Here is a 24,285-nt window from a genome sequence, read left to right as displayed (position 1 = left end):
CGGGTGACTTCTACGCTTTCAGCACGTTGTTCGCCGCTCACCGTCAGCGGGAGGCCGGAGTGCTGGAGGTAAGCGAACTCACGGTCCGATTCGGTGGCATCACGGCGCTCGACGGCGTGGGCTTCTCGGTGCGGCGCGGCGAGATGGTGGGGCTCATCGGGCCGAACGGCGCGGGCAAGACCACGCTGTTCAACTGCCTGACCCGCCGCCACGACGCCGACGAGGGCCGGGTCGAGTACGAGGGCCGGGACCTGCTCGCCGTACCTCCGCACGCGATCGCGGCCTTGGGCATCGCCCGTACCTTCCAGAACCTCGGCCTGTTCCCGCGCATGTCGGTCCGCGACAACACGCTGGTCGGCGCGCACCATCGCGGCCGGGCCGGCTTCCTCACGGCGGGCCTGCGCCTGCCCGGCGTGCGCCGCGAGGAGGCCGGGCTGCGCGCCGAGGCCGACGCGGTGCTCGACCGGCTGGCGCTGAGCGAGGTCGCCGACCATCCGGCCGCCGGGCTCCCGTTCGGCACGCTCAAGCGGGTGGAGCTGGCCAGGGCGCTGGTCGGCCGCCCCGAGCTGCTGCTGCTCGACGAGCCGGTGAACGGGCTCAGCTCGGCGGAGGTCGAGGAGTTCGCCGGCGTCCTGCGCGCGATCCGCGACGAGTACGACCTGACCATGGTCGTGGTCGAGCACCACATGGGCTTCGTCATGGGGATCTGCGACCGGATCGTCTGCCTGGACTTCGGCCGCAAGATCGCCGAAGGAGCCCCGGCCGAGGTCCAGCGCGATCCCGGGGTCATCGAGGCGTACCTGGGGACCGCCGTATGAGCGATCTGGTGGTGACGGACCTGGTCGCCGGATACGGCGACGCGAAGGTGCTGCACGGGCTGAGCCTGTCGGTCGGTCCAGGGGAGATCTGCGCGATACTCGGGCCGAACGGCGCCGGCAAGACAACCTTGCTGCGGGCGCTGTCCGGCATGGTCCGCGGGCGCGGCAGCGTCCGGCTCGGCGGGACCGAGCTGACCGGCCGCTCGCCGGACGCGATAGCCCGGCGCGGCGTCGCCCACGTGCCCGAGGGCCGCGGCACGTTCATGCCGCTCACCGTCGAGGAGAACCTGCGCCTGGGCGCCTACGTACGCCGGGGCAGAACCGGCGTGGACGCCGACCTCGACCGCATCTACACCTACTTCCCGGCGCTGAAGCCCAGGCTGCGGCAGACGGCGGGCAGCCTCAGCGGCGGCGAACAGCAGATGCTGGCCATCGGCCGCGCGCTCATGCTGCGGCCCCGGCTGCTCCTGCTGGACGAGCCGTCACTGGGCCTGGCGCCGCTGGTCACCCGGGAGCTGTTCCGCATCGTGCGGGCGATCAACGAACAGGAGCGGACCACCGTGGTCGTCGTCGAGCAGAACGCCCATCTCGCCCTCGGCATCGCCCAGCAGGCGCATGTCCTGGAGACCGGCCGGATCGTGCTGTCGGGCACGGCGGAGCGGATCAGGGCGGACGAGCAGGTCGCCCAGTCCTACCTCGGATACCGGGTCTAGCCATGGCCGGCTTCCTGCAGCAGGTCGTCGAGGGGCTCGGCGCGGGCGCCATCTATGCCAGCCTGGCCCTGGCGCTGGTGCTGATCTACCAGTTCACCGGCATCGTCAACTTCGCCCAGGGCGAGCTGGCGATGTTCTCCACCTACCTGGCCTGGCAGTTCACCGCCGCCGGGCTGCCGTTCTGGCTGGCGCTGGTCATCACGCTCGTGGTGTCGTTCGCGGGCGGCATGCTCATCGAGCGGGTGGTCATCCGCCCGGTCGAAGGCGCTCCCGAGCTGACCGTGGTGATCGTCACCGTGGGGCTGTTCATCTTCGTGAACGCCGCCGCCGGGTGGATCTGGTCGTTCACCATCAAGGACTTCCCCAACCCGTTCCCCGAGGGCGCGTTCACGGCAGGGAGCGTCAGCGTGGGGTACTCGACGCTGGGCATCCTCGGCGTCGTCGCCGTGGTGATGGGCCTGCTGTACCTGCTCTTCCAGCACACCAAGATCGGCCTGGGCATGCGCGCGGTGGCCGCCGGCCCGCAGTCCGCCCGGCTCGTCGGCATCCGGGTGGGCTGGACACTCGCGCTCGGCTGGGGCCTGGCCGCCACGGTTGGCGCGGTGTCGGGCGTGCTGGTGGCGCCGCTGCTCTTCCTGGACCCCAACCTGATGGGCGGGGTGCTCATCTACGCCTTCGCGGCGGCGACGCTCGGCGGGTTCGACAGCCCGCTGGGCGCGGTCGTGGGCGGCCTGATCGTCGGCGTGGCCGAGACGCTGGCCGGGGCGTACGTCGGCTTCATCGGATCGGATCTCAAGATCGGGGTGCCGCTGGTCATCATCCTCGGCGTCCTGCTGCTGCGGCCTCAAGGGCTGTTCGGGCGAGCGGTGGTGGAGCGGGTATGAGCGAGTCTGTGGAGGCGACCGGTTCGCGGGTCGCTCGGCGGTGGCGGGTGCCCGCGAACTGGCGCTGGATCGTCGTGGCGCTGCTGCTCGCGCTGGCCGTCTACGCGCCCTTCCAGCTGGTGCCCTTCCGGGTCTTCCAGTTCACCATGGTGCTGATCTACGCGGTGGCGCTGCTCGGGCTGAACCTGCTCGTCGGGCACGCGGGCCAGATCTCGCTCGGGCACGGCGCCTTCTTCGCCGTCGGCGCCTACACCACGGCGATCCTGCTGCACAGCTGGGACGTGCCGTACCCGGCCACGCTGCCGGCCGCCGCCGTGGTGGCGTTCGCCCTGGGACTGGCGTTCGGCGTGCCCGCCGTCCGGTTGCGCGGCCTCTACCTGGCCCTGGTGACCCTGGCCATCGCGATCTTCCTGGTACCGCTCCTCAAACGGTTCGAGTCGGTCACCGGCGGCTCCATGGGATTGACACTGGCCAAGCCGGCGCCCCCCGCGTGGACGGGACTGGCCGAGGACCAGTGGCTGTACTTCCTCACGCTGGCGGTGGCCGTCGTGGCGTTCCTGGTGACCCGCAGCGTGCTGCGCTCGCGGGTCGGCCGGGCGCTGCACGCCATCCGGGACAACGAGGCGGCGGCCGAGGTCATGGGCGTGCGGCTGTCGTTCTACAAGACGCTCTCCTTCGCCTGGAGCGCGATGCTCGCCGGGATCGCGGGCTGCCTCTACACGTGGGTGATCGGGTTCGTCTCGCCGGACTCGTTCGTCGTCACGCTCTCGATCACGCTGCTGGCGGGCCTCGTCGTGGGCGGCCTCGGCTCGTACTGGGGGCCGCTGCTGGGCGGGCTGTTCGTCATGTTCGTGCCGAGCATCGCCCAGAGCGTGAACGACGCCGCGCCCGGCGTCGTCTTCGGCCTGCTGATCATCGCGGTGATGTACGTCGCCCCGACCGGCCTGGCCGGGCTGGCGGGCCGCGCGGCGTACTCGATCAAGAAGACCCTCCGGAAGGAGTAACAGGCATGCGCGTATCCGTTATCGGCTGTACGGCGATGCTCCTGGCCGCGGTGGCGGCCTGCGGGGGGCGGGGCGGGACCGAGCCGGGCACCACGGCGTCGGGGCCGTGCCAGGGCCAGCAGACGACCGGCATCACCGACAAGAGCATCAAGCTGGGCGGCATCTACCCGCTGTCGGGACCCGCCTCGGCCTACGGTGACATCCCCAAGGGCATCAAGGCGTACTTCGACTACATCAACGCCGAGAAGAACGGCATCGGTGGGCGCAAGGTCGAGTTCGTGGTCCGCGACGACGGCTACCAGCCGCCCAAGGCGGTCGAGGAGGCCCGCCGGCTCGTCGAGCAGGAGCAGGTGTTCGCGCTGTTCCAGACACTGGGCACCCCCTCGACGACGGCGACCTGGGACTACACCAACCAGCAGAAGGTGCCGCAGATCTTCGTCGCGACCGGCGCCTCGAAGTGGGGCACCGACACCAAGCACCCGTGGACCATCGGCTGGCAGCCCAACTACATCTCCGAGGCGCGCGTCTACGCCCAATACCTCAAGAAGGAGAAACCGGCCGCCAAGGTCGCGGTGCTCTACCAGAACGACGACTTCGGCAAGGACCTGTTCGGCGGCTTCAAAAAGGCCATCGAGGGCAGCGGGATCACGGTCGTCGGGGAGCAGAGCTACGAGGTGACCGACCCGAGCGTCGACCCGCAGATGCGCAACCTCGCCGGGTCCAAGGCGGATGTTTTTCTTAACATCACCACGCCCAAGTTCGGCTCGCAGGCGCTGGCCGCCGACGCCAAGAACACCACCTGGAACCCGCTGCACATCCTCAACAACGTCTCCGCCTCGATCACCGTGCTCAAGCCCGTCGGCTTCGAGAACGTCCAGGGCGTCGTGTCCTCCACCTACTACAAGGACCCCAGGGACGCGACGTGGAACGACGACGCGGAGATGAAGCTCTACAAGGCGAAGATGGCGCAGTACGCCCCGGGCACCGACCCGAACGTACCGTTCTTCACCTTCGGCTGGGCCGTGGCCGACTCCTTCAACAAGACGATGTCGGCCGCGAAGTGCCCGACCCGCGAGGGACTGCGCGACGCGATGCGCAGCCTGAACAACGTGCAGATCAACATGCTGCTCCCCGGGGTGACAATGAACACCGCCGCCGATGACGGCTTCCCGATCGAGTCGATGCAGCTCATGAAGTTCAAGGGCGAGAGGTGGGAGCTGTTCGGGAACGTGATCGACACCCGCAAGGAGTTCGGGCCGTTGACGGGCTGACAAGCATGGGCCTTCGCTTTCGGGGGCGCTGTCGCGCACTGGGCTTCGGGCTGCGCCTGGTGGGGGGCTCAGCGCCCCCCACACCCCCACAAAAGCATGGTCCTCGCTAATCGCTCGGGCGCCTTCCAAACGCAAGCGGTCCCTTAACCGGAGCGAGACCACCCAGCTCCAACAGGTAATCGCTCAGCATCAAATGAAGACCCTCGCCTGGCTGGTCGCCTGGGACGCCAACGTGATCATGGACGACGACACCTCCAACGCTGTGGCGGCCCAATGGCTACGGAAACTGGCTGAAGTTCTTCGCGAAGCGCTCGACCACGCCATCAACCTCTCGAACAAAAATGTGTAGCCATACCGACACCATAAAGAAGATGATCAATAAGCACGGCGGAACGTGAGAACCTGCAGGTCAGGCTTGAAACCGGTGGATTTCCGCTGTTTGCTACGGGGACCCGTATCAGGAGAAGGTCATCAAGTTCAACGAGCTGCTCGCCAACTGCGTCATGTACTCAACAGCCCTGGACATCACCGACGCCGCCAACGACATCGCCGCCGAGGTACAACCTGTCGACCTAGTAACCGTTTCCCCCTACATCACCCACACCGTCCTCTGGTTCGGCAACTGGACCCTCAACCTCACCCACCCGACGACACCCCCAACACCCGGCTGGACCTGGAACCACGAGTGCTGTTCGCCGCAGCCCTGGCATGATCCTGGTACGGAGCCGACATGATGACCGACCCCGACGTCCCAGCCCGCGCCTGGATGGCCTGAACAGGGCCCTCACAGCAACCGCGTGGCAAGCTCCTGCCATTGACACAATGGCGGCTCATCTGGTGTCGCCGTCAGCACGTGCAGGTGGACATGATCCGCACCGGCGCACGCGACCAGGGAGGCGTCGCGCCCGTGGGTCTGCTCCACCGCCAATTCGCAGCCACGTTTGTGAACGCGCAGCTTCTCGAAGTCGGCGGGATCGCCGTCCTGGTCCGCCACGCCGGGCCAGGTCGCGGCCAAGTCGCTGCCGGCCGCGGTTCAGCGGTCGTGATCCAGACCCAGCCCGAAGTAGGTGTGTCGGTAGTTGGTTCCGTCGCGAAGCCGGCCACTCATCCCATCGATGATCTTCAGCAGCCAGGGTCCGGTCAACCCACATGCGCGCGCCGTGGCCACCACCACCCGCGCCAGATGGTCGCCGTCGACCGCACCCGCCGGACCGCCCAACAACCGCCACTCAGGCCCACCAAGGCCGTAGGGATCGTCAGCCACGGCGTCAGGTGACAACCAGCCCAGCGCCGGCGCGTCGACCGCACCGGGGACAAACGCGCCGATGACCAGTCGGTTGCGGCCGGGAAGCACGTCGAAATGGAATCCTAACCCAGCGGTATCCGCGACAACCGGGCCGAAGGATAACTCCAGTGCCGCCCCCTCGGCCGACATGGTGGTGAGCCAGCGGCCAAGCGCACGTTCGAACGACAGCCAGTCGTCGACGAGCGTCTCATCCGGGACCTCATAGCCGGCGAGGGAGTGACCGTGTGCCGCCCTCACGTCGTCACTCAGCTCGCACAGGGAACCGCCGATCGGGGCCTCTTCCCAGGACAGGCTGATGAGGTGGCGCTCGGCGTGACCGGTAGGTTGCAACATCAACACCGGACCATGAACGCCGGCCCGAAGCTCGACCGTATCGCCCGGGTACGGGCGCCGCCACCGCAGATACGGGCCACCCCACGCCGGGGCGGCGGGGCCGAACGCATGGTGGTCGCTGCCGGCGCCCCGGATCGTCGCCGGACCGAGCACCGCGCACACCTCACCCGCCACCTGCCGGAAGCGGTCGATCTGCCCGCCCACCGACGCATCGGCCAGCCCCACCGGTACGGCCAGATACTGATGGTCACCGGCCGGTCGCAAACCCCACGAACGGACCAGCTCGCTAGACCAGTTCCCGGGTGGTTCCGTTCGAAGCCGCAAAGCGAACTCCGCCACGTCGTCGTCAGACAACATTGTCGTCTCGTTCGTCACTGGACCATGGTGCCCTACGCCGCGCCGCTCGCTACCAGGTCCACGGGTGGCCGACGCGTTGCGCGAGCACGGCTTGACCCCGTACACCTAGGTGACCCGCACCGCGAACAAGAAAGTTTGCCAAGCACCAGAGTAGCCAGCTGGATCCGCACCGTCAGGGGTGGATGTTGCACCAGCTTCGCCGGCACCCCGCGATTCACGCGGCTGATGGGGCGATCACAAATCAGCCGCAGGCCTTCGCAGTGGTGCCGCTGCCCTTGTTGACGCGGCCGATCCCGGCCGTCACGCTGCCCGTGGCCTGGGCGCAGACGCCGCTTGGCGCGTAGACCATGTCGCCCCAGTGGTGCCCGCCGTTCCCGGCGCGGTAGGTGAAGGAGATGTTCTTGCGGCTGGTGAAGACGGTGATATGGCCGGTCGCGTTCTTGGGTACCGTCACCTCGCCCCAGTTGGTGCCGCAACGACGGGAGTAATACAGCCGGATCGTGCCCAGGCTGTCATCGATCTCGTTGCTCAGCGAGGCCTTCTTCCCGGTGTAGACCTTGCTGTTGGCGCATCCGCTTCTGTAGGGGTCCTTTCCGTCGTACGTGTGGGCACTCGCTGGGCCCGTGGTCAGCAAGAGCGTGCCAATCGTCGCTACGGACACCGCAGCCGCTGCTACGTGGATCTTCATGTCGGTCGACTCCTTTGTGAGAGGCCCGGGGTATGAACTCAATTTCTCGCCCTTATCTCTCCGCGAGAAATGATCTCTGGAAGGAGGGAGGCTTCCCGATAGGCGGGGGAGGCGAGAGCAGCTCCGACTATGCCGGGCGCCTCGAACGGCGGCAACGGACATCCGCCGGATAGCCGTCCAAACATTGTCCAAACGTCCGGTTTGGACAAATAGCCCAGGCCGATGGGGGGTGGCCACAGGGCGCCGCCCGCAGCGACGAGGTCTCCGTCACCCGGCAATGAGATGAAGAGGCATCACTTTGGGTAACGATATGGTGACGGGCTGCAGCTGGCGGCCTGGACGGTGCTCCGGGGGACGGCCGGCCCTGTGCGAGTGTGCATCGCCTTGTCTCGGCCGAGGAGCGTCATGTCACCCACCACTGTTGAGGTCCCGACCGCCTATGGCCCGGTATCGGGGCTGATCGAAAACGGGATCGCGTCCTTCCGCGGGATCCCCTATGCCGCCGCTCCCGTCGGGCCGAACAGGTTCGGCGCGCCCGTGCCGCCCGTTCCGTGGAGTGCGCCGTTGCCCGCTCACGAGTTCGGACCGACCCCGCCGCAGCCGCCGCTCAAGGGCAAGCTCGGCGAGCTGTTCCACAACCCGGTCGTCCCCGGGGACGGTTACCTCAACCTGAACGTGTGGACCAGCGCCGCCGGCTCCGACGCCGCGATGCCGGTGCTGGTGTGGATCCACGGCGGCGCGTTCACCACCGGCTCCTCCGCGGTGACGACCTACGACGGCGCCACCTTCGCCCGCGACGGCGTCGTCTGCGTCACCATCAACTATCGCCTCGGGGTGGACGGCTTCGCCTACATCGAAGACGCCGCCATACCGGCCAACCGCGGCCTGCTCGACCAGATCTTCGCGTTGGAGTGGGTGCGGGACAACATCGCCGGCTTCGGCGGCGACCCCGGCAACGTCACCGTGGCAGGCGAGTCCGCCGGCGCGATGAGCGTGCTGACCCTGCTCTCCCTCGACCGGGAGCTGTTCCACCAGGCCATCGTCGAAAGCGGCACCGCGCACATCGGCCAGACCCTCCAGGACGCCGCCCTTGTCACCGCCGCCGTCGCCGCCCGGCTGGGTGTGGAGCCGACCGCCCAGGCGCTCGCCGCGGTGGACACCGCCGCCCTGATAACAGCACAGGGCGAGGTGAGCGATGATGTCACTTCCGGCGCCGACCCCGCGCGGTACGGGGCGAGCACCATCGCCTCATGCGGCATGTCGTTCATGCCGGTGATCGACGGCGAGGTGGTTCCGCGACTGCCGATCGAGGCCATCGCCGACGGTCGTGGCGCTGACGTGCCGCTGCTGATCGGCACCACGGTCGAGGAGTTCAGGACCTTCGTCGTTCCCACCGCCATGGTGGGCTGGCCCGGAGCGGCGCCGTTCAGGACCAGGACCGAGGTCTACGGTGCCCCGGCCGGCTTCTACGACCGCTACGCCGACACCAGCGTGGAGCCGTACGTGCGCAACGCCCCCTCCGGCATCGCCTGCGCGACGCTGACCGACCGCATGTTCCGCATCCCCACCTACCGCGTCGCCGAGGCTCGCGGCGACGCGCCTGCCACCACCCACGTCTTCGAGTTCGGCTGGCGGTCACCTGCCACGCCCAACACCCTCCGCGTCAAGCTCGGCGCCTGCCACAGCCTTCCGCTCCCCTTCGTGTGGGACACGCTCGACAATCCCGACAGCGCGGAGTTCACCGGTCCGAATCCGCCCCAGGGGCTGGCGGACGCCCTGCACGGACGCTGGGTCGAGTTCGTCAAGACCGGCGACCTCGTCCGGTGGACCCCCTACAACACCACCGAACGCCCGGTGATGACCTTCTATCGCGACAACCAGCCGGACAACGTCATCGTCCACGACCCGCGCCGCGACGAGCGGGAAATCTGGAAGAACGATCTCAACCCGAGCTGACCGGCGGCACGGCCCCGGCCTCCGGCGTGCGCGGTGCGCGCCGGAGGCGTGCGGGTGTGACGCATCCGCATGACGACGGGGAGGCCACCCGCGAGGCCGATGGCGTCGACTGGGGAAGGGCGTGGAACGCTGGGGAATGTCAGCTGCCGCCGACGCCCAGGGCGGAGAGCAGGACCAGGAGTACGGTCACGACGGCGAACAGCCCGTGTGCGCCGACCACGGCGACCGGGAAGTGCCGCTCGGCGGGGGCGGTCTGCTCGCCTGCCGCCGGGGCGGTGGTGGCGCGGGCGCGGTATACCGGGATCCACCGGCTCAGCATGACGAACCCGAGCAGGGCGACGGGCACCAGTAGGACGAAGGCGACCCAGGCCAGCACATCCAGGTCGGCGATGAGGTAGACGATCCAGACGATGAGGCCGACGGCGGCCAGCGCGAAATGGCCGAAGATCACCGGGACCGGGAGGTGGCTGCCGCCGCGGGCGCCGCCGCGCGAGAGCCAGGTGCCGAGCATGTAGAAACCGCCAAGAGCGGTGATCACCCAGGTGATCAGTGCGGCGATGTTCATGGGAACTCCAGATTGATCATGACCGCACCCGGACGGTGCGGGGCGTCAGTGGGTACGGGGCGTCAGTGGGTGCGGCCGGCGGATACGAACCCTTCGGCCTGCGTCGTCTCGTCGGCCACGCGGACGCCGTAGCGGTAGGAGAGCTTGCCGCCCAGCCATCCCGACACGGCCAAGGTCAGGAAGGCGGCGGCGTTGAGCGTGAGCGGCCCGGCGGGGACGCCGCCGGTGACGGTCTCGGAGTGGCGCCACAGGAAATTGCCGAGGTAGGCGGCGGTCACCACCAGGTTCAGCGTCATGTGGATCAGCGCCAGCCGGAACGCCCGGGTGCGCGCGGGGATGGCGAACAGGTCCAGGAATCCGGCCATGGCCGCGCCCAGAGCGCCGATCACGCCGACCGCGATCAGCCACATCGCCCCCTGGGACAGGAAGCGTGGATCTGCCACGAACTGTGAGGCGAGGTCGAAGACCAGGCCGGCCGCCCAGGCGCCGATCGGGATCGTGACCAGCATGGGATGGAACGGGTGCCCGTACGGGCCGGCGAGCGCGGCGCTGACCGGCTGCTTCGCCTGATGCGGCTGGGTCATCACGGCCACCTCCTTTTCACCAATGAATTTTGGTCTTATTAGGGATGGCGGTCAAGTAGGGCCGATCAATAGGCTGCTACCCATCGTCTGGTAATGCATGCTGGCGTTATCATGAGGACGTGACCTCCGACACGAGCCAGCCGGCCTCTCCGGCGGACGCCGCGCTCGATTCCCTCAGCGTGCTCGGCGAGGGCACCCGGCGGCAGATCTTCGCCTTCATCCGCCGGGCCGGCCAGCCCGTCACCCGCGAGGAGGCAGCCGCCGGCGTCGGCATCTCCCGCAAACTCGCCGCGTTCCACCTGGACAAGCTGGTCGACGTCGGCTTGCTCCGCACTCGGTACGTGTCCCCCGCCGGAGGGCGCAAAGTCGGCCGGCAGCCCAAGGTCTACGAGCCGACCGACAGCCCCATCCAGGTCAGCATCCCCGAACGCCGCCACGAACTGCTGGCCGGCCTCCTCCTCCAAGCCGTCCTGACCGAAGGCGACAACGAGAACGCCGCGACCGCCGCCGTACGCACCGCCAGGCAGCACGGCCACGAACTCGGCGGGCAGGACCGCGCACGCCTGCGCCCCGGCCGGCTCGGCGCCGAACGTGGCTTGACCCTGTGCGAGCACATGCTCGACCAGCACGGTTTCGAACCCACCCGGCAAGCCCCCGACCGGCTACGGCTGCGCAACTGCCCCTTTCACCCTCTCTCCGCCCAGGCCCCCGACCTCGTCTGCGGCATGAACCACGCCTTCCTCGACGGGTACCTGCAAGGACTGCAAGCCACGGCCGTTCAGGCGGTCCTGGCCCCACGCCCCGGTGAATGCTGCGTCCAACTGCAGCACGCGCAGTCACAGGACCCGCCCAAGGCCGGCTGACACAAGGAACCCGGACCACTGACCGGCTGAACAAGCATGGGCCTTCGCTTTTGGGGGCGCTGTCGCGCAATGGGCTTCGGGCTGCGCCTATAACCGGAGCGAGCCCGAGACGATCAGGGTCATCCGCTGGGGTGCCGGCATCGCATGCCCCAGGTGCATCACGTCGTCATCAGCCCGAACAGGCGATTGCTGATCTCGTGAACCCAGGGTTCGTGACGCCACGCGCTGATGACCAGGTCGGGAGCAGAGGTCGCCGACACATTGAATTACTTCTCCGAGCTCATCCCGGCGACGTTCGTCTACGCCGGGATAGAGGCTCTACCGCCCCCGCAAGGCCCAGTTGTGACTCGGCGCCGTGGCTAACCAGCCCGTGTGATCAGTAGAACCAGACGACGAGCCGTACATTCTGCGCGCCGTGCACTTCGCTGAGCGTGCGCATCACGCTCCACACCCGGCCCCAGTCGCTCTCGTCGCCTGCGACCATGCCGCGGCTTCGCGTGCCAGAGCTGTCCGTCTCCGCCCAGTCGACAGAGGCGACCTCAGCCCAAGTGAGCCACGTAGCCCCGAATGCGTCGGCAGCATAGGCGGCGAACTCACTGGTCAGCCCCTCCGAGGCGTCGCAGGGAAAGCCACGGCCTTCGGCCACAGGGCGGAAGCCGAAAGTGTTGCGGATCCCGAAGAGGCAGGCGAGTCCGTCGTAAGCGTTGCCGCGGTTGAGCAGGAAGAGGTCGATGGCGGCTTGCCATACGGAGTCCTCATCGTCGGGGCCCCAAAGGCGGGCACCCGGTCGGCACTCGATCATCCCGCTGACGTCGGTAGACATGCTGAGATCCTGCCAGCGTGCCCCAGCCTGGGGCGCCGGCATTTCGGCCCCGCTGCCCGTCAGTCACTCAACCTTCAGTGAGAATACTCAACCTACGCTGCGACCGGACACTCTCGGCGTATCCGCGCGTTCGGCGCGGTTGCGTCCACGGGAGTGGTGTATGAGTTTGGCCTGGTGACAGGCGTGGCGTCGTGAAATGGAGACGGCCATCGCGTGATCCTTCGAGTGCGCAGTTCAAGATCGAAGGAGAACAAGGCGATGGCCGCAGACAACAGTGTGACGCCCGGTGAGTGGCTGGCGAGGCAGATCGAGACCGATGACCCGGACATGTTGCGATCCATGGTCAAGACCATGGCCGAAGCGTTGATGTCGGCCGAGGCCGACACCCTGTGCGGGGCCGGCTACGGGCAGCGCAGCAGCGAGCGGAGCAACTCGCGTAACGGTTACCGGGCGCGCGAGTGGGACACCCGCGCAGGCACCGTGGAGCTGGCGATTCCGAAGCTCAGGTCCGGCTCGTACTTCCCCGACTGGCTGCTGGAGCGCCGCCGCCGGGCCGAGCAGGCGCTCATCAGCGTGGTGGCGACCAGCTACCTGCTGGGGGTCTCGACCCGGCGCGTCGACAAGCTGGTCGAGCAGCTGGGCATCAAGAACATCTCCAAGAGCCAGGTCTCGCAGATGGCCAAGGTGCTGGATGAGCAGGTCGAGGCGTTCCGGACCCGGGCGCTGGACGCCGGCCCGTACACCTTCATCTGGCTGGACGCGTTGACGCAGAAGGTGCGTGAGGGCGGCCGCATCGTCAACGTGCACTGCTTGGTGGCCACCGGCGTGAACGCCGACGGCAGGCGCGAGGTCCTCGGCCTGGAGGTCACCAGCGCCGAGGACGGCGCGGGCTGGCTGGCGTTCCTGCGCAGCCTGGTCGCTCGTGGCCTGTCGGGGGTTCAGCTGGTCGTCTCCGACTGCCACCGCGGTCTCGTCGCCGCGATCGGTGCCACCTTGGCCGGCGCGTCCTGGCAGCGGTGTCGCACGCACTACCTGCGCAACTTGCTCACCGTTGTGGTCAAGTCCGCGCAGCCGTTCGTGGCCACGCTGGTGCGCACCATCTTCGACCAGCCCGACGCCGCCTTGGTGCGCAGCCAGCACGCCTGGGTGGTGCAGACCTTGGAGGCCAAGCATCCGGCCGCGGCCGAGCACCTGGACGCCGCCCGCGAGGACCTGATCGCCTTCGCCGCCTTCCCGCGCGAGATCTGGACGCAGATCTGGTCCAACAACCCGCTATCTGTTAACCGGCCTTCCAGCGGCCTGATCTGGGCTGTTACTGGAATTCGGCCCCGGCGATCTCGCTGGGGGTGGATCCTGCCGGGTGAGGACCGACAGATGGGGCCAGGTGATGACGGTTCATGCGCGACTACTCGACGGAGGGCACCGGCTGACCGGCGCTTGGGACGGTATCGAGGCAGCGAACGCCTTCTTGGCGCACCTGGCCGCGCGGGCGTTCAGTCCGGCCACGATCCGGGCCTATACCTACGACCTGGTGAACTTCGCCCGTTTCCTCATCGAGCAGACGCTTGCCGTTGACGCGGTGACCGCGACGGACGTCTTCGCCTGGGTGGATTGGCAGGGCGTCCGTCGTGACAGTGGCGGCAGGGTGGTGCGGTTGGCGCGACGCAGCGCGGCCCCGTCCACGATCAACCGTCGCGTCGCGGCGGTCCGGGCGTTCTTCGAGTATCAGGTCATGACCGGAGTCCGGGCAGGAAACCCGGTTCCCGCGCCCCGGCGGGGGCAGGGGCTGCGGCCGCAGGCCCGCGGGCTGCTGGGACATCTGGGGCCGGGGCGAGTTCGCGGGGGTGGCCGTCTGGTGCGGCAGCCCCGCCGCCTGCCGGAGTCGCTGCCGAGCGGCGACGTTGAGGCGTTCTTGTCGAGCTTGGGCACTCACCGCGATCGGGCGATGGCGTTGGCGATGCTGCTGGGCGGGCTGCGCTCGGCCGAGGTCCGCGGGCTGAGGCTGGCCGATGTCGACATGGGCGCACGGCGGCTGCGTGTGTTCGGGAAGGGGAACAAGGAACGCGTGGTCCCGGTCGACGCGGCGTTCTTCGCCGAACTGGCTGCCTATCTGCGCCTGGAACGCCCGCCGCGGTTGGGGACGGCCGAGTGTTTCGTGGTGCTGCGGGGCCCGACAGCGGGCGCACCGGTGAGTGAGGCCGGGCTGCGCAGCCTGTTTCGCCGTCATCGGCAACTCTCGGGCGCGCTGCGGGTGCGCCCGCATCGGCTGCGGCACACTTACGGCACCGAGTTGGCCGCGGCCGGCATCGACCTGCTGGCGTTGCGCGAGCTGATGGGCCACGCCAATCCGGAGACCACCGCCGTTTACGTCCACCTGTCGGTCGAGCAGTTGGCAGCCGAGTACGCCGCCGCCCGCTTCCGCCAGATCACAGGTGGTTCGCGATGACCGCCCTCGCTCGCCAAGCCTCAGCCGAGCACAGTCTGCTGAAGGACTACCTGGCCCACGTCGCCGTCCTCGGCCTGGGTCAACGGGCGGTGCGCGATCGCATCCGAATCGCCCGCGCGTTCCTGGCACGTCACCCTGATCTGGATATCTGGATGGCCGGTCCAGCCGCAGAGCGCCACCTCGAGCTCAAACGAACCGGTGCCTGGCCGCTGATCTGCTACGCGATCGGGACCGGCTGCCTGCGGCTGGACCTGGATCTGGCCGGGATCAAGCAAGTGACAGGGTTGGCCGATGCCATCCAGGCTCGCGATCCCGACGGGTTCGCCACAGTCAGGCAGGCCGGGCTGCGGCTCGGTTGGACGGCTGATTGGGTGGAGACGGTGCTCGGCGAGTGCCTGGCCGTGCTGCTGGCCTGGCACGGCGGGACGGTCGCCGACGTGACCAGCGAGTTGGTGGACGCCTTCGACGCCGCGATCGCCTCGGCCATGACCATCCCAGCAAGCTCACGCCGCGCTTACCGCAACCGGATCGCCGGCGTCCGCCAGATCTTGTTCGAGTCCCGCATGATCGACACACCGCCCCGACGACGGCCCTGGGCGCGCACCCTGGAGCAGCGTTTCGCCCAGGTGCCGATGGCCGACCAGGTCCGCCAGGTGCTGCTGCGCTATGTCGACACCCGCGCCGCGGTCCTGCGACCCCGATCGGTGGAGAGCCTGGTCAACGACCTGCTGCCGTTCGCCGAATACCTCACCGACCATCATCCCGACGTGACCTCGCTGCACCAGCTGGAGCGGCCCCACATCGAGGGCTACCTCATCTTCAACCGCACCCGGTCATGGCGCGGCCGGCGCGCCGCGGCCGGGGCAGGCCGAAGCATCTCGGCAGCAGTCGCTCAGGCAGCGGCACTCAGCCTGCGCAACATGCTCGACGACATCGCCGCCTGGGGCTGGGCCGAAGCACCCACGCGCCGCCTGGTCTTCGCCGCCGACATCCCCAAACTCGACCAGCCGCTGCCCCGGGCGCTGCTGCCCGACATCGATGCCGCCCTGATGAATGCCGTCGCCCGCCTGAGCGACGATTTCGCCCGCCTGACCCTGCCCGTCCTTCGCGGTGCTGGGCTGCGCGTCGGCGAGCTACTCGACCTGGAGATCGGCAGCATCATCGACTACGGCCCCACTGGAACGTGGCTGAAAGTCCCGCTCGGCAAACTCGCCACCGAACGCATGGTCCCCCTGGACGCCGACACCCTCGCCGCGCTGGATGAATGGGCCACGCTGCGCGGCGTTCACCGACCGCTGCCGCATCCACGCACCGGAACACCGACCGACTTCCTGTTCACCCAGCACGGCCGCAGGCTCGGCGCGACCCGGCTGCGCAATGGCCTGCTCGCCGCCGCCGAACTGGCCGGACTCCGCGCGCCCGACGGCGGAGTGCTCGTCGTCACCCCACATCAGCTCCGCCACACCTGGGCCACCGGCCTCGCCAACGCCGGGATGAGCCTGCAGGCACTGATGGCTCTGCTCGGGCATGTCACCCCGCAGATGACCATCCGCTACGTGACCTTGGCCTCCCCGACACTGCGCACCGCCTACGACGAGGCGATGGGCAAGATGCGCCGCCAGTTCACCCTGACCCCGGCCGGCAAGCCGATCGTTCCGGACAAGGTGACCTGGCTGAACAGCGAAATGCTCAAGACCCGCGTCGCTCACGGCTACTGCTCCCGACACGAAGCCGCAGGCGCCTGCCCCTACGCCAACATCTGCGAAACCTGCGACAACTTCGTGACCGGCCCCGAGTTCACTGACGCCCTGCGCAGCCAACTCACCGATGTTCAAACACTCCAGGCCGACGCCGACAATCGCGGTTGGGACAGCGAGACGGCCCGCCACGCCCGCGTCGCCGACGCACTCACCGACCACATTTCCCGCCTCGAGGGCTGAACTGCAACTTCCGCAACTGCCTTGCTCTGAGGGCCAGGGCCGGTTAAAAGAGCGACTGAACAAGGAGATCCGCCGCCGCACCGACGTGGTCGGCATCTTCCCCGACCGAGGAGCGATCATCCGCCTGATCGGCGCCGTGCTGGCCGAACAGACCGACGAATGGGTCGAAGCCCGCCGCTACATGGGCCTGGACGCCCTGGCCAAGGCCCGTCTGCGCGTGATCGCAGGCGACACACCAGCCCAGAACCCGCTGCCACAGGTACTTACCGCTTAATCTGCAGAAACAGGATCACGCGAAGATCCACTCATACACCACGTCCGTGGACGTGACCGTTCGGCGCATGTGAGAGCAGCGGTATCACCTGACCGTGGGCCTGAGCAGCGCCAGCGAGCAGCGAGGCGGACGGCGCGCTGTCGTATTCGCTATGAGCCGTTCCACCTCCTGGGCGAGGTGGGCCACAGCGACTTCCAGCACGCGGGGCAGCCGTTTCGCCGCCAGGCGGACCGGTGTCGTCGTGGTCAGGATGGGCGGTTTTGCTGTTCGATGTACTGGTGCACGTTCGACAGCGGAGCGCCCCCCGCGCTGCCCTCGAAGTACGAGCCGGACCACAGCTTGTTGGCTCGGTAGTAGTGGGCGGCCAGGTCGGGGAACTCTTGGCGCATCCGCCGGGACGCCACCCCCTTCAGTGAGTTGACCAGCTTGGACAGGGCGACCTTGGGCGGGAAGGTGACCAGCAGGTGGACGTGGTTGTCTTCGCCGTTGAACTCGGTCAGCCCGGTTTCGAAGTCCGCGGACACGTCCCGCATGATTTCTTCCATGCGGGTCAGGTGGGTGTCGGTGAACACCCGGTGCCGGAATAACGTATCGGCAGGCGTGGGAGAACTTCTTCAACCCCGGCCACCCTGCCGAGCGGCCCACCTTCAAGTCCAAGAAGAACCGGCCTCGGTTGGCGGTCGACGTGCCGCAGGTCCGCAACATGCGGATCGTCCACCTGTCGGCCACGTGGGGACAGCTCACCCTCCCGATGGTGGGCCGGGTCCGGTTCCAGTGGACCAAAGACCTACCCGGCGTCGGAAAGACCTCCCCCGCAGGGAAGGTGACCGGAGCCCGCCTGGTCAAGGACGCGTTCGGGTGGAGCATCGTGTTCCGCACCGAAACTCTGGTCCAACCCGCTGCCCCGCACCAGGGCGAGCAGGTCGGGATCGACCGCAGCATCACGGTCGCGTTGGCCCTGTCTGATGGGACCATGCGCGAGCACGGCCCCTGGCTCGCCGACCGCGAGGCCGGACACCTACGCCGCCTGGAGAAAAGTCGGCCCGTCAACGCGCGGCCCGGCCCAAGAAGACCCGCCCCTCGGGACGCGAACAGCGCACCTACGACCAGATCGCCCGGCTCCGCGCGAAAGCCAAGCGCGGAGCCGTCGACTGGCAGCACCAGACCACCACCGAACTCGCCGGCACGTTCGCTGTGATCAAGGTGGAGAAACTCGCCATCCTCAACATGGTCAAATCCGCCAAGGGCACGGTCGAGGCCCCTGGCAAGAACGTCGCCCAAAAAGCGGGCCGCAACCGGTCGATCAGCGGCCAGGCGTGGGGCCGGACCGTCACCCTGCTCGCATACAAGACCGCTGACCGGGGCGGGCAGGTCGTGAAGGTTTTCGCGCCGGGTACCTCACAGACCTGCCACCGGTGCGGGCACCGCGACCCGGCCAGCCGCAACGGCACCGTGTTGGCCTGCGTTAATCCCGTGTGCGGGTGGGTCGGCCATGCCGACACCAACGCCGCGATCAACATCAACAACGCCGCAGGGCTTGCGGTGTCAGGACGTGGAGACCTCAGGCTCACTTGGTCTGCGAAGCGTCAACCCCCGCGCGCCGCTTTACCGCGACGCGACGGGAGAACCCCCGGCCCTCAGGCCGGGGAGGAGGTCAAGAAGCGGCACATCATGCAGAGGTGCCAGGTTGGTTGGTCCAATGTCCAGAAGGTTCGGGGCACCTCAACCAGCCCATACCAGTGCAGTCGGCGACGATAACGCAGGTCAACCACCGAAAGCTTGGGATGTCGGGTGTGCCGGCCATCAGCGCACCATCAGGATGTGCCCTCGCGAGGCGTCAGGCCACCCGACCGAGAAAAGACGCCGAGGAGCGCTCAGGTCCGCTCAGCGGATCGATCGAACATCAACGAAGGGATCTCCCATGCGCACCAAGCTTGCCACGGCCGGCCTCGCTCTTGTTCTGGGTGGCGTTGGTCTCGCTCTGGCCCCTGCCGCCAGCGCCGCCGGCGTGTCCTCCGCTTCGCGGACGGCGGCCGTCGCGGCGCCCGAGTTCTCCGTCAATGGCAGGTGGCAGTTCGCTCAGAGCGGCGGGATCACCGTGACGATGAACGTGACACAGGACAGCAGCGGGCGGCTCTTCGGGACCGCCTCCTGGTCCGGCGCCGTGGGGACGATCGAAGAAGGCGCGGTGGAAGGCCGGAATATCTTCTTCACCGTTGGGTGGTCGGACGGAGCCAGAGGCCGATACACCGGCTCGCTGGGCCCGGACAGGCGCCTGTCCGGGACCACGTTCGACCTGAATAATCCGTCGCATCAGGCAAACTGGGTCACCACCCGCACCTTCTAAGACGAACTAAGACGAAGCCGAGGTCGGTGTAGGAGAAGGTGACCTTCTCCACGCCCAGACCGCTCGCGCCGGACTGCCGCCGGCCGCCCGTCCGCCGCCGGCCTCGGGCAGGCCCCGGTCATTCACCGCCGAGCCGTGGCCGACCGCGCGGGAGGCTTGCGCCCGCGCGGCCGGAGTGTGGATCCGTCACCCGATGGCGTACGCCCGGGTGATGGTCTGCGTCACGCGGTCACCCGCCGCGTCCGTGACCTTGGCACGCAGTGAGACGAACCCGGGGGCGGCCGGGTTCGCGATCCGGGCCGTCCATCCTGAGCCGGCGTGGGCCAGCCGGACCGGCCGCCAGTTCGCCCCGTCGTCGAAGGACGCCTCAAGCGTGATCGACGTCGCGCGCGGCGCGGAGGCGCCGGGGTTGCGGTGGAGGCTCACCGGGACGACGGTCGTGGACCCGGGCTTGGCGCGGTTGTGGTCGTCCAGGCCCCCGGGGGCGTAGCGGACGGCGGTCAGGGGCAGCGGCCGGGGCTCGGCAGTCCGCTGCGACCGGAACGTCCAGGCCGACTCGACCTTCGTGGACAGCGCCGACGGCCGCCGCGCCGACGCGGTCAGAGTGTAGGTGGCCGGCTCGGCGGGCAGGCGGACGTCCAGTTGGCAGCTTTCCGTGTATCCGGGTTCGCAGGTCGCCAGGTCGGTCTCGGCCAGTTTCTCCTCGCCGCGGGCCAGGGCGATGGTGCCGGTGATGTCGTAGTCGCCGCCCATCAGCCCGGCCCGCCCGTCGGCGAGGACGCCGTCGACGTTGAAGCTCAGCCAGTCGCCGTCGCGGCTGCCCGCGGACGTGCCGAAAGCGGGACCGGTCACGGCGGCGTTCCACAGCTCGGTGACGGGCCGCCGGCCAAGCACCTGGCTCACGCCCGACACCCAGTGGGTGCCCGTCGTGATGCCGGTTTCCCAGGCGAAGCCGGGGGTGCGGTAGTGCGTCATGGTGGCCGGCAGATTCACCTCCGGACTCGCGGACAGCCAGGCGCCCCCTGCCCAGGACCCGCCGGGGAGTAGCGGCCCCACTATCACCTCGGCCGTGCCGGGCACGCCGGGCGCCCGGTACGTCGCGCTCACCTTTACCAGGTCACGCGTGCGCGCCGTGTACGACAGGTCGTCCGGGATTCCGCCGGTGCGGTAGTCGACCAGGTCGTAGCGGTACGGGCTCGGCGCGGCGTCCTTCTTGTGCCAGGTGCTCCCGGCCAGGTACTTCAGGCCGGGCTGGCGCACCGGCAGAGCATAGACGTCGTCACCGAAGCTGGCCCAGCCTTGGCTGAACCAGCCGTTGGCCAGGGTGATCTCCTCACTGCCGTCCTGGACGGCGGTCGGCTCGTCCACCGTGAACGTGATCTCCTTCCCCTGGCGCGCGTCCACCGTCACTTCCTGGTCCGCGCCGTCGATGGTCACGGGCCGATGCGCGGTCGTGGATTGGTCGGAGTTGTAGACGTTGACGTAGAGGTTCCACTCGCCCTTGGGCACCCGTACTCTTGCGACGCCTTGGTCGTCGAACGAGAGCGTCTTCTGGGTATCGGTCTCGAGCTGGTAGAGATAACCCATGGCGGCGCGGGGTGTCTGGCCGTCCCTCTCAATGGTCTTGACGGTCAGGGTGTAGCTCTCGGGCTCCACGAACGCGCCCGCGAGCGTGCGTACGACGGTGTCGCCCGACCTGGCGGTGACGACGCCGGGATAATCCCCGGGCGCCTTGCCCTCCGCGCGGATCGTCAGCTCGACCGACGCCTCGCCCTTGGCGGGCACCTCCAGCCGCTTGGACCCCAGCTCCAGCGCCTCGCCGTCCGCGGCGAGGTCCAGGGTGAGCGGGGTGTCGCCGGAGTTGGCGTACGTGAGCGTCTTGGTCGCCACGCGCTCGCCGGTGCCGTCCCAGGGAAAGGCGGCCCAGACGTTGCCGGTCGTCGCGGCCACCTGCTGGGAGACCGCGCGGGCCACGTCCACGCGTCCGGCGCCTTCCTCATAGATTTTGGCGTTCCCGTTGGGGGCGGCGCTGCCGATGAGGGCCGCCTTGAGACGCTGTCCGCTCCAGTCGGGATGGCGCTGGGCGAGGATCGCGGCGGCTCCCGCCACGTGGGGCGAGGCCATCGAGGTGCCGCTCTTGGCGACGTACGGGGCGTCGGCACCGCCGTTGGCGTTGGCGGCCTTGATGGCGACGCCGGGGGCGGTGAGGTCCGGCTTGATGGCGTGGTCGTTGAGCCGGGGGCCCTTGCTGGAGAAGTCGGCCACCTTGTCGTCCCGGCCGACGGCGCCGACCGTGAGGGCCGCGTCGGCGCTGCCCGGGCTCAAGACCGTGCCGGGCTTGGCGTCGTTGCCCGCAGCCACGACAAAGAGCGCGCCGGTACGCTCCGACAGGGTGTTGACCGCCTGCTCGACCGGGTCCACGTCGATCGTGTCCGGGCCGCCGATGCTCATGTTGATGACCTTGGCCTTGACCTCGGCCGCGGCCCACTCCATGCCGGCGACGATGTCGGACTCCTGCATCACCAGGTCGCCGATCTTGCCGATGGCGAGTTTCGCGCCGGGCGCCACGCCGCGCTGTTTCTCTCCCGCTCCCGCGACGATCGACGCGACGTGCGTGCCGTGTCCGTTCCTGTCGCGGATGTCGTCGTGACCGGTGAAGTCGCGTGCCTGCGTGACGACGTTCTTCAGGTCGGGATGTGTGGGGTCGTAGCCGCTGTCGAGCACGGCGACCGTGACGCCCTCGCCGGTGAAGCCCTGCTTCCACGCCTCGGTGGCGCCGATCTGCTTGACGCTCCGGTCGAGGGTGAAGGAGCGGTGGCCGTCCAGCCAGATCTTCGTCCGGTCGGCGGTCAGGGTCTGGACGCCGTCCGTTATGCCCTTCCATGTCTCGGCGGCGCTCTTCTTGGGCACCTCCACGGGGGACATGCCGAGGGAGGACAGCCGCCGGTCCTGGCGGGCGTTCCGGAGCGCGGGCGCATCTCCCTTGGCCGACTGCGTGATCAGCGGGATGTCGCTCCGCTTCGCGTCACCGTACCCCCAGGCCAGGAGCTGCGTGACGTCGAACAGCCGCTCGTCCAGAACGCCCTTGGCCACCAGCGGCTGTGCGTCGGACGGGTAGACGTACAGATGGCCGTCGCGGTACTGGCTGCTGTAGTGCACCTGCCTGCCCGCTCCGGGCTCCACCCGATGCCCGGCGGCGGTGACGACGACGCGGTCGCCGGTGATCAGCGTCACCGTGCCGGTCGGCCGGTTCGTCGAGCCTTCTTGCCTCGCGACTCCCGGGGTCGGGGCCGGCGTCGCGGCGGCGGGTGCCGGGGCGGTCGTGACGCCGGCCGTTACTGCCAGGATGGCGGCCAGCAGGCCCTTGCCTAACCTCATGCGTTTCCTCTCCATCGGCTGCATGACCGATCGCCGCCGACGACGCTCGGGTGCGTTCAGCGGCAACGCATGGGCAAATGTCCGGATACGGCAGGGTGTTACCGAGTCTCCGGTGAAAGGTGGGCTTTTCGGGAAAATAGGCTTTGTTGTGAAACAGAGCCGTTGAGCCGGACATCTGTTGAGGTGTGTCCAAACAACGGAGAGAAGGCGACAGCGGGCCCCCGGCGCCGGAGCAACGCTTCGAGCAGCTCTACCTGGCGCACTATCCCGCCATCGCCGCCTATGTGGCGCGACGTACCGAGTCCACGGACGACATCGCCGACGTGATCGCCGAGACGTTCACGACCGCCTGGCGCCGGCTGGACGACATTCCCGCGGGTGGCGAGGCCCGGCTGTGGCTGTACGCCGTCGCCCGGCGGGTCCTCGCCAATCACTTCCGCGCCGAGGAGCGCCGATCGGCGCTGGCCGCACGGTTGCGCGAGGAGCTGTCCACCTGGTCCAGGCCGGTGGCCGAGCGGTACGGCGGGGCCACCCGCCAGGTGTTCATGCGCCTGTCGCCCGACGACCGGGAACTGCTCGCCCTGGTCGGCTGGGAAGGGCTGAGCAGCGCCGAGATCGCCAGGGTGCTCGGCTGCTCGCGCGGAGCGGCGCGGCTGCGCCTGCACCGCGCCCGCCAGCGGCTGGCCAAGGAACTGGCGGCCGCCGACCTCGATCTGACCACCTACGGCCTGCGCGCCGTCGCACTCGCGGAGGGAAAATCATGAAGAACGGCGTGGACCGCGTGGTCGCCCACCTATCTCCTGGCGCCGGGCCCGGCATGACCGAGGCGGCCCACGAGCTCATGCGCGACATCATGGCCGCCGAGCCCGCCACAGCCAGGGCCGTCGCACCGGCAGGGCGGCGCGCGCGCCGGCCGCTGGTCCTGCGCGCCGCGGTGCCGGGCGTGGCCCTGCTGGCCGCCGCGTTCCTTGCTCTGAGCTGGCTCTTGCCTACCGGGCTCGGCCTCGGACCCGGGACGGCCGCGGCGCTGGACATCAAGAAGGAGGACGGCTACTACGTCATCGAGATCAAGGACCTGTACGCCGACGCCGGCACGTACGAGGCGCAGCTCCGTGACGCCGGGCTGAACGTGACCCTCAGGGTCATCCCCTCGACGCCGTCGTGGGTGGGCTCCATCTTCCCCACCTCGCCCACCGATCACCGGTACCTCGACGAGATCAAGACCATCGATCAGCCGGGGACCTGCGACAAGATGGGCGGCTGCCCCATCGGGGTGAAGATCCCGGAGAACTTCCAGGGACCCGCCGAAATCACGCTCGGGCGCGAGGCACGGCCCGGCGAGCCGTTCGAGAACGGCACCACGATCGACGGCCTGGGCGAGCCGCTGCACTGCCTGCCCTACATCGGACGGACCGTGGCCGAGGTGCGCGGCATGCTGCAGGAGCGCGGCGTGACCATCCAGAGCTTCGACGACATGGACCCCATAACCGGCGGAACGAAGCAGTCGGTGCCGGACTCGTGGCTGGTGGAGAACGGCTCCATGACAGAGCCGGGCAAGGCGACCCTGAACGTGTATGAGGGGTCCGAGCCGCAGGAGCCAGGAGGCCGCCGGGGCGAGAACTGCCCGACCTCGTAGGCCCGCGAGCCGCCGCCCGAACCGGGGGTACGAGGGCTGCCGCCCGCACGGGCGCCGGGCAGCTGCCCTCTCCCCATCGCCCGAGGCGATGTGGCGGTT

Annotated in this window: 23 protein-coding genes and 2 pseudogenes; 17 read left to right on the top strand and 8 right to left on the bottom strand. The window is 68.8% G+C overall.

Annotated features, from left to right (window positions below; translation table 11 throughout):
- Positions 1-59: 59 nt before the first annotated feature.
- The 7 genes from ACQP2T_RS51070 (at position 60) to ACQP2T_RS51040 (ending at position 5,424) form a co-directional block, all read left to right on the top strand.
- On the top strand, positions 60-818 hold the full coding sequence (locus ACQP2T_RS51070; RefSeq protein ID WP_433512036.1) for an ABC transporter ATP-binding protein: 759 nt from the start codon (positions 60-62) through the stop codon (positions 816-818).
- The gene (locus ACQP2T_RS51065; RefSeq protein WP_433512035.1) at positions 815-1,531 is read left to right on the top strand and encodes an ABC transporter ATP-binding protein; all 717 of its coding nucleotides are present in this window, start codon (positions 815-817) and stop codon (positions 1,529-1,531) included. The genes ACQP2T_RS51070 and ACQP2T_RS51065 overlap by 4 nt, the downstream gene beginning before the upstream one ends.
- A gap of 2 nt (positions 1,532-1,533) precedes the next feature.
- Positions 1,534-2,415: a branched-chain amino acid ABC transporter permease gene (locus ACQP2T_RS51060; RefSeq protein WP_433512034.1), complete on the top strand. Its 882-nt coding sequence runs from the start codon at positions 1,534-1,536 to the stop codon at positions 2,413-2,415.
- Entirely contained in the window at positions 2,412-3,419 is a 1,008-nt protein-coding gene (locus ACQP2T_RS51055) for a branched-chain amino acid ABC transporter permease (RefSeq protein ID WP_433512033.1), read from the top strand. Before ACQP2T_RS51060 ends, ACQP2T_RS51055 begins: the two co-directional genes overlap by 4 nt.
- A 5-nt stretch (positions 3,420-3,424) precedes the next feature.
- The gene (locus ACQP2T_RS51050; RefSeq protein ID WP_433512032.1) at positions 3,425-4,690 is read left to right on the top strand and encodes an ABC transporter substrate-binding protein; all 1,266 of its coding nucleotides are present in this window, start codon (positions 3,425-3,427) and stop codon (positions 4,688-4,690) included.
- Between the two features lie 193 nt (positions 4,691-4,883).
- Entirely contained in the window at positions 4,884-5,039 is a 156-nt protein-coding gene (locus tag ACQP2T_RS51045) for a hypothetical protein (RefSeq protein WP_433512031.1), read from the top strand.
- 154 nt (positions 5,040-5,193) lie between these two features.
- A complete protein-coding gene (locus ACQP2T_RS51040) occupies positions 5,194-5,424 on the top strand; it encodes a hypothetical protein (protein ID WP_433512030.1) in 231 nt (76 codons plus the stop codon).
- Between the two features lie 50 nt (positions 5,425-5,474).
- Here ACQP2T_RS51040 and ACQP2T_RS51035 read toward each other — a convergent pair whose 3' ends face one another.
- The 3 genes from ACQP2T_RS51035 to ACQP2T_RS51025 form a co-directional block, all read right to left on the bottom strand.
- Positions 5,475-5,705 carry a hypothetical protein gene (locus tag ACQP2T_RS51035; RefSeq protein WP_433512029.1) on the bottom strand — a complete coding sequence of 77 codons (231 nt, stop codon included), beginning with the start codon at positions 5,703-5,705 and terminating at the stop codon, positions 5,475-5,477.
- A gap of 18 nt (positions 5,706-5,723) precedes the next feature.
- On the bottom strand, positions 5,724-6,704 hold the full coding sequence (locus ACQP2T_RS51030; RefSeq protein WP_433512028.1) for a hypothetical protein: 981 nt from the start codon (positions 6,702-6,704) through the stop codon (positions 5,724-5,726).
- Between the two features lie 223 nt (positions 6,705-6,927).
- Positions 6,928-7,374: a DUF2690 domain-containing protein gene (locus ACQP2T_RS51025; RefSeq protein ID WP_433512027.1), complete on the bottom strand. Its 447-nt coding sequence runs from the start codon at positions 7,372-7,374 to the stop codon at positions 6,928-6,930.
- Between the two features lie 405 nt (positions 7,375-7,779).
- Here ACQP2T_RS51025 and ACQP2T_RS51020 point away from each other — a divergent pair, with 405 nt between their 5' ends.
- On the top strand, positions 7,780-9,330 hold the full coding sequence (locus tag ACQP2T_RS51020; RefSeq protein WP_433512026.1) for a carboxylesterase/lipase family protein: 1,551 nt from the start codon (positions 7,780-7,782) through the stop codon (positions 9,328-9,330).
- Positions 9,331-9,469: 139 nt separating this feature from the next.
- On the opposite strand, the gene ACQP2T_RS51015 is transcribed toward ACQP2T_RS51020, so the two are convergent.
- Both ACQP2T_RS51015 and ACQP2T_RS51010 read right to left on the bottom strand, forming a co-directional pair.
- Complete coding sequence (locus tag ACQP2T_RS51015) at positions 9,470-9,895, bottom strand: hypothetical protein (protein ID WP_433512025.1); 426 nt, start codon at positions 9,893-9,895, stop codon at positions 9,470-9,472.
- Positions 9,896-9,957: 62 nt separating this feature from the next.
- Positions 9,958-10,479: a DUF2231 domain-containing protein gene (locus ACQP2T_RS51010; protein WP_433512024.1), complete on the bottom strand. Its 522-nt coding sequence runs from the start codon at positions 10,477-10,479 to the stop codon at positions 9,958-9,960.
- Between the two features lie 119 nt (positions 10,480-10,598).
- Between ACQP2T_RS51010 and ACQP2T_RS51005 the strand changes: the two genes are divergently transcribed.
- Positions 10,599-11,342, top strand: coding sequence for a helix-turn-helix transcriptional regulator (locus tag ACQP2T_RS51005; RefSeq protein ID WP_433512023.1), 744 nt, complete (start codon positions 10,599-10,601; stop codon positions 11,340-11,342).
- Positions 11,343-11,718: 376 nt separating this feature from the next.
- Here the strand turns inward: ACQP2T_RS51005 and ACQP2T_RS51000 are convergent, their stop codons facing one another.
- Positions 11,719-12,165, bottom strand: a complete 447-nt coding sequence (locus tag ACQP2T_RS51000) for a hypothetical protein (protein ID WP_433512022.1) — start codon at positions 12,163-12,165, stop codon at positions 11,719-11,721.
- A 258-nt stretch (positions 12,166-12,423) separates the two neighbouring features.
- On the opposite strand from ACQP2T_RS51000, the pseudogene ACQP2T_RS50995 reads away from it, so the two are divergent.
- From ACQP2T_RS50995 to ACQP2T_RS50980, 4 genes and pseudogenes are all read left to right on the top strand, one after another.
- A pseudogene (locus ACQP2T_RS50995) lies at positions 12,424-13,437 on the top strand (IS256 family transposase); the annotation flags it as partial.
- Positions 13,438-13,552: 115 nt separating this feature from the next.
- A complete protein-coding gene (locus tag ACQP2T_RS50990) occupies positions 13,553-14,611 on the top strand; it encodes a tyrosine-type recombinase/integrase (protein WP_433510938.1) in 1,059 nt (352 codons plus the stop codon).
- Entirely contained in the window at positions 14,608-16,551 is a 1,944-nt protein-coding gene (locus ACQP2T_RS50985; protein WP_433510939.1) for a tyrosine-type recombinase/integrase, read from the top strand. The genes ACQP2T_RS50990 and ACQP2T_RS50985 overlap by 4 nt, the downstream gene beginning before the upstream one ends.
- A gap of 49 nt (positions 16,552-16,600) precedes the next feature.
- Positions 16,601-16,825, top strand: a pseudogene (locus ACQP2T_RS50980) (transposase); the annotation flags it as partial.
- A 245-nt stretch (positions 16,826-17,070) separates the two neighbouring features.
- Here ACQP2T_RS50980 and tnpA read toward each other — a convergent pair.
- Positions 17,071-17,358, bottom strand: a complete 288-nt coding sequence (tnpA, locus tag ACQP2T_RS50975) for an IS200/IS605 family transposase (RefSeq protein WP_433512021.1) — start codon at positions 17,356-17,358, stop codon at positions 17,071-17,073.
- 457 nt (positions 17,359-17,815) lie between these two features.
- Between tnpA and ACQP2T_RS50970 the strand changes: the two genes are divergently transcribed.
- Together ACQP2T_RS50970 and ACQP2T_RS50965 are read left to right on the top strand one after the other, a co-directional pair.
- Positions 17,816-18,583 (top strand): RNA-guided endonuclease TnpB family protein, encoded by a 768-nt coding sequence (locus tag ACQP2T_RS50970; RefSeq protein WP_433519937.1) that lies wholly within the window; start codon positions 17,816-17,818, stop codon positions 18,581-18,583.
- A 163-nt stretch (positions 18,584-18,746) separates the two neighbouring features.
- A complete protein-coding gene (locus ACQP2T_RS50965; RefSeq protein WP_433512020.1) occupies positions 18,747-19,172 on the top strand; it encodes a hypothetical protein in 426 nt (141 codons plus the stop codon).
- A 186-nt stretch (positions 19,173-19,358) separates the two neighbouring features.
- On the opposite strand, the gene ACQP2T_RS50960 is transcribed toward ACQP2T_RS50965, so the two are convergent.
- Entirely contained in the window at positions 19,359-22,550 is a 3,192-nt protein-coding gene (locus tag ACQP2T_RS50960) for a S8 family serine peptidase (RefSeq protein WP_433512019.1), read from the bottom strand.
- 185 nt (positions 22,551-22,735) lie between these two features.
- Here ACQP2T_RS50960 and ACQP2T_RS50955 point away from each other — a divergent pair, with 185 nt between their 5' ends.
- Complete coding sequence (locus ACQP2T_RS50955; protein WP_433512018.1) at positions 22,736-23,314, top strand: RNA polymerase sigma factor; 579 nt, start codon at positions 22,736-22,738, stop codon at positions 23,312-23,314.
- Positions 23,311-24,186, top strand: a complete 876-nt coding sequence (locus tag ACQP2T_RS50950) for a hypothetical protein (RefSeq protein ID WP_433512017.1) — start codon at positions 23,311-23,313, stop codon at positions 24,184-24,186. The genes ACQP2T_RS50955 and ACQP2T_RS50950 overlap by 4 nt, the downstream gene beginning before the upstream one ends.
- Positions 24,187-24,285 lie beyond the last annotated feature (99 nt).

Source organism: Nonomuraea sp. CA-143628, assembly GCF_050942315.1.
GTDB lineage: Bacteria > Actinomycetota > Actinomycetes > Streptosporangiales > Streptosporangiaceae > Nonomuraea.
The sequence above is the reverse complement of the archived record's forward strand: the minus strand, read 5'-3'. Positions and strand labels throughout refer to the sequence as shown.

Excerpts from the sequence above, each read along its gene's own strand:
- ACQP2T_RS51065 (WP_433512035.1), top strand. The coding sequence starts at position 815 with ATGAGCGATCTGGTGGTGACGGACCTGGTCGCCGGATACGGCGACGCG.
- ACQP2T_RS51000 (WP_433512022.1), bottom strand. The coding sequence starts at position 12,165 with ATGTCTACCGACGTCAGCGGGATGATCGAGTGCCGACCGGGTGCCCGC.
- ACQP2T_RS51055 (WP_433512033.1), top strand. The coding sequence starts at position 2,412 with ATGAGCGAGTCTGTGGAGGCGACCGGTTCGCGGGTCGCTCGGCGGTGG.
- ACQP2T_RS51025 (WP_433512027.1), bottom strand. The coding sequence starts at position 7,374 with ATGAAGATCCACGTAGCAGCGGCTGCGGTGTCCGTAGCGACGATTGGC.
- ACQP2T_RS50960 (WP_433512019.1), bottom strand. The coding sequence starts at position 22,550 with ATGAGGTTAGGCAAGGGCCTGCTGGCCGCCATCCTGGCAGTAACGGCC.
- ACQP2T_RS51040 (WP_433512030.1), top strand. The coding sequence starts at position 5,194 with ATGTACTCAACAGCCCTGGACATCACCGACGCCGCCAACGACATCGCC.
- ACQP2T_RS50965 (WP_433512020.1), top strand. The coding sequence starts at position 18,747 with ATGCGCACCAAGCTTGCCACGGCCGGCCTCGCTCTTGTTCTGGGTGGC.
- ACQP2T_RS50990 (WP_433510938.1), top strand. The coding sequence starts at position 13,553 with ATGACGGTTCATGCGCGACTACTCGACGGAGGGCACCGGCTGACCGGC.
- ACQP2T_RS51060 (WP_433512034.1), top strand. The coding sequence starts at position 1,534 with ATGGCCGGCTTCCTGCAGCAGGTCGTCGAGGGGCTCGGCGCGGGCGCC.
- ACQP2T_RS50985 (WP_433510939.1), top strand. The coding sequence starts at position 14,608 with ATGACCGCCCTCGCTCGCCAAGCCTCAGCCGAGCACAGTCTGCTGAAG.
- ACQP2T_RS51020 (WP_433512026.1), top strand. The coding sequence starts at position 7,780 with ATGTCACCCACCACTGTTGAGGTCCCGACCGCCTATGGCCCGGTATCG.
- ACQP2T_RS51045 (WP_433512031.1), top strand. The coding sequence starts at position 4,884 with ATGAAGACCCTCGCCTGGCTGGTCGCCTGGGACGCCAACGTGATCATG.
- ACQP2T_RS51010 (WP_433512024.1), bottom strand. The coding sequence starts at position 10,479 with ATGACCCAGCCGCATCAGGCGAAGCAGCCGGTCAGCGCCGCGCTCGCC.
- tnpA (WP_433512021.1), bottom strand. The coding sequence starts at position 17,358 with ATGCGGGACGTGTCCGCGGACTTCGAAACCGGGCTGACCGAGTTCAAC.
- ACQP2T_RS50950 (WP_433512017.1), top strand. The coding sequence starts at position 23,311 with ATGAAGAACGGCGTGGACCGCGTGGTCGCCCACCTATCTCCTGGCGCC.
- ACQP2T_RS51050 (WP_433512032.1), top strand. The coding sequence starts at position 3,425 with ATGCGCGTATCCGTTATCGGCTGTACGGCGATGCTCCTGGCCGCGGTG.
- ACQP2T_RS51015 (WP_433512025.1), bottom strand. The coding sequence starts at position 9,895 with ATGAACATCGCCGCACTGATCACCTGGGTGATCACCGCTCTTGGCGGT.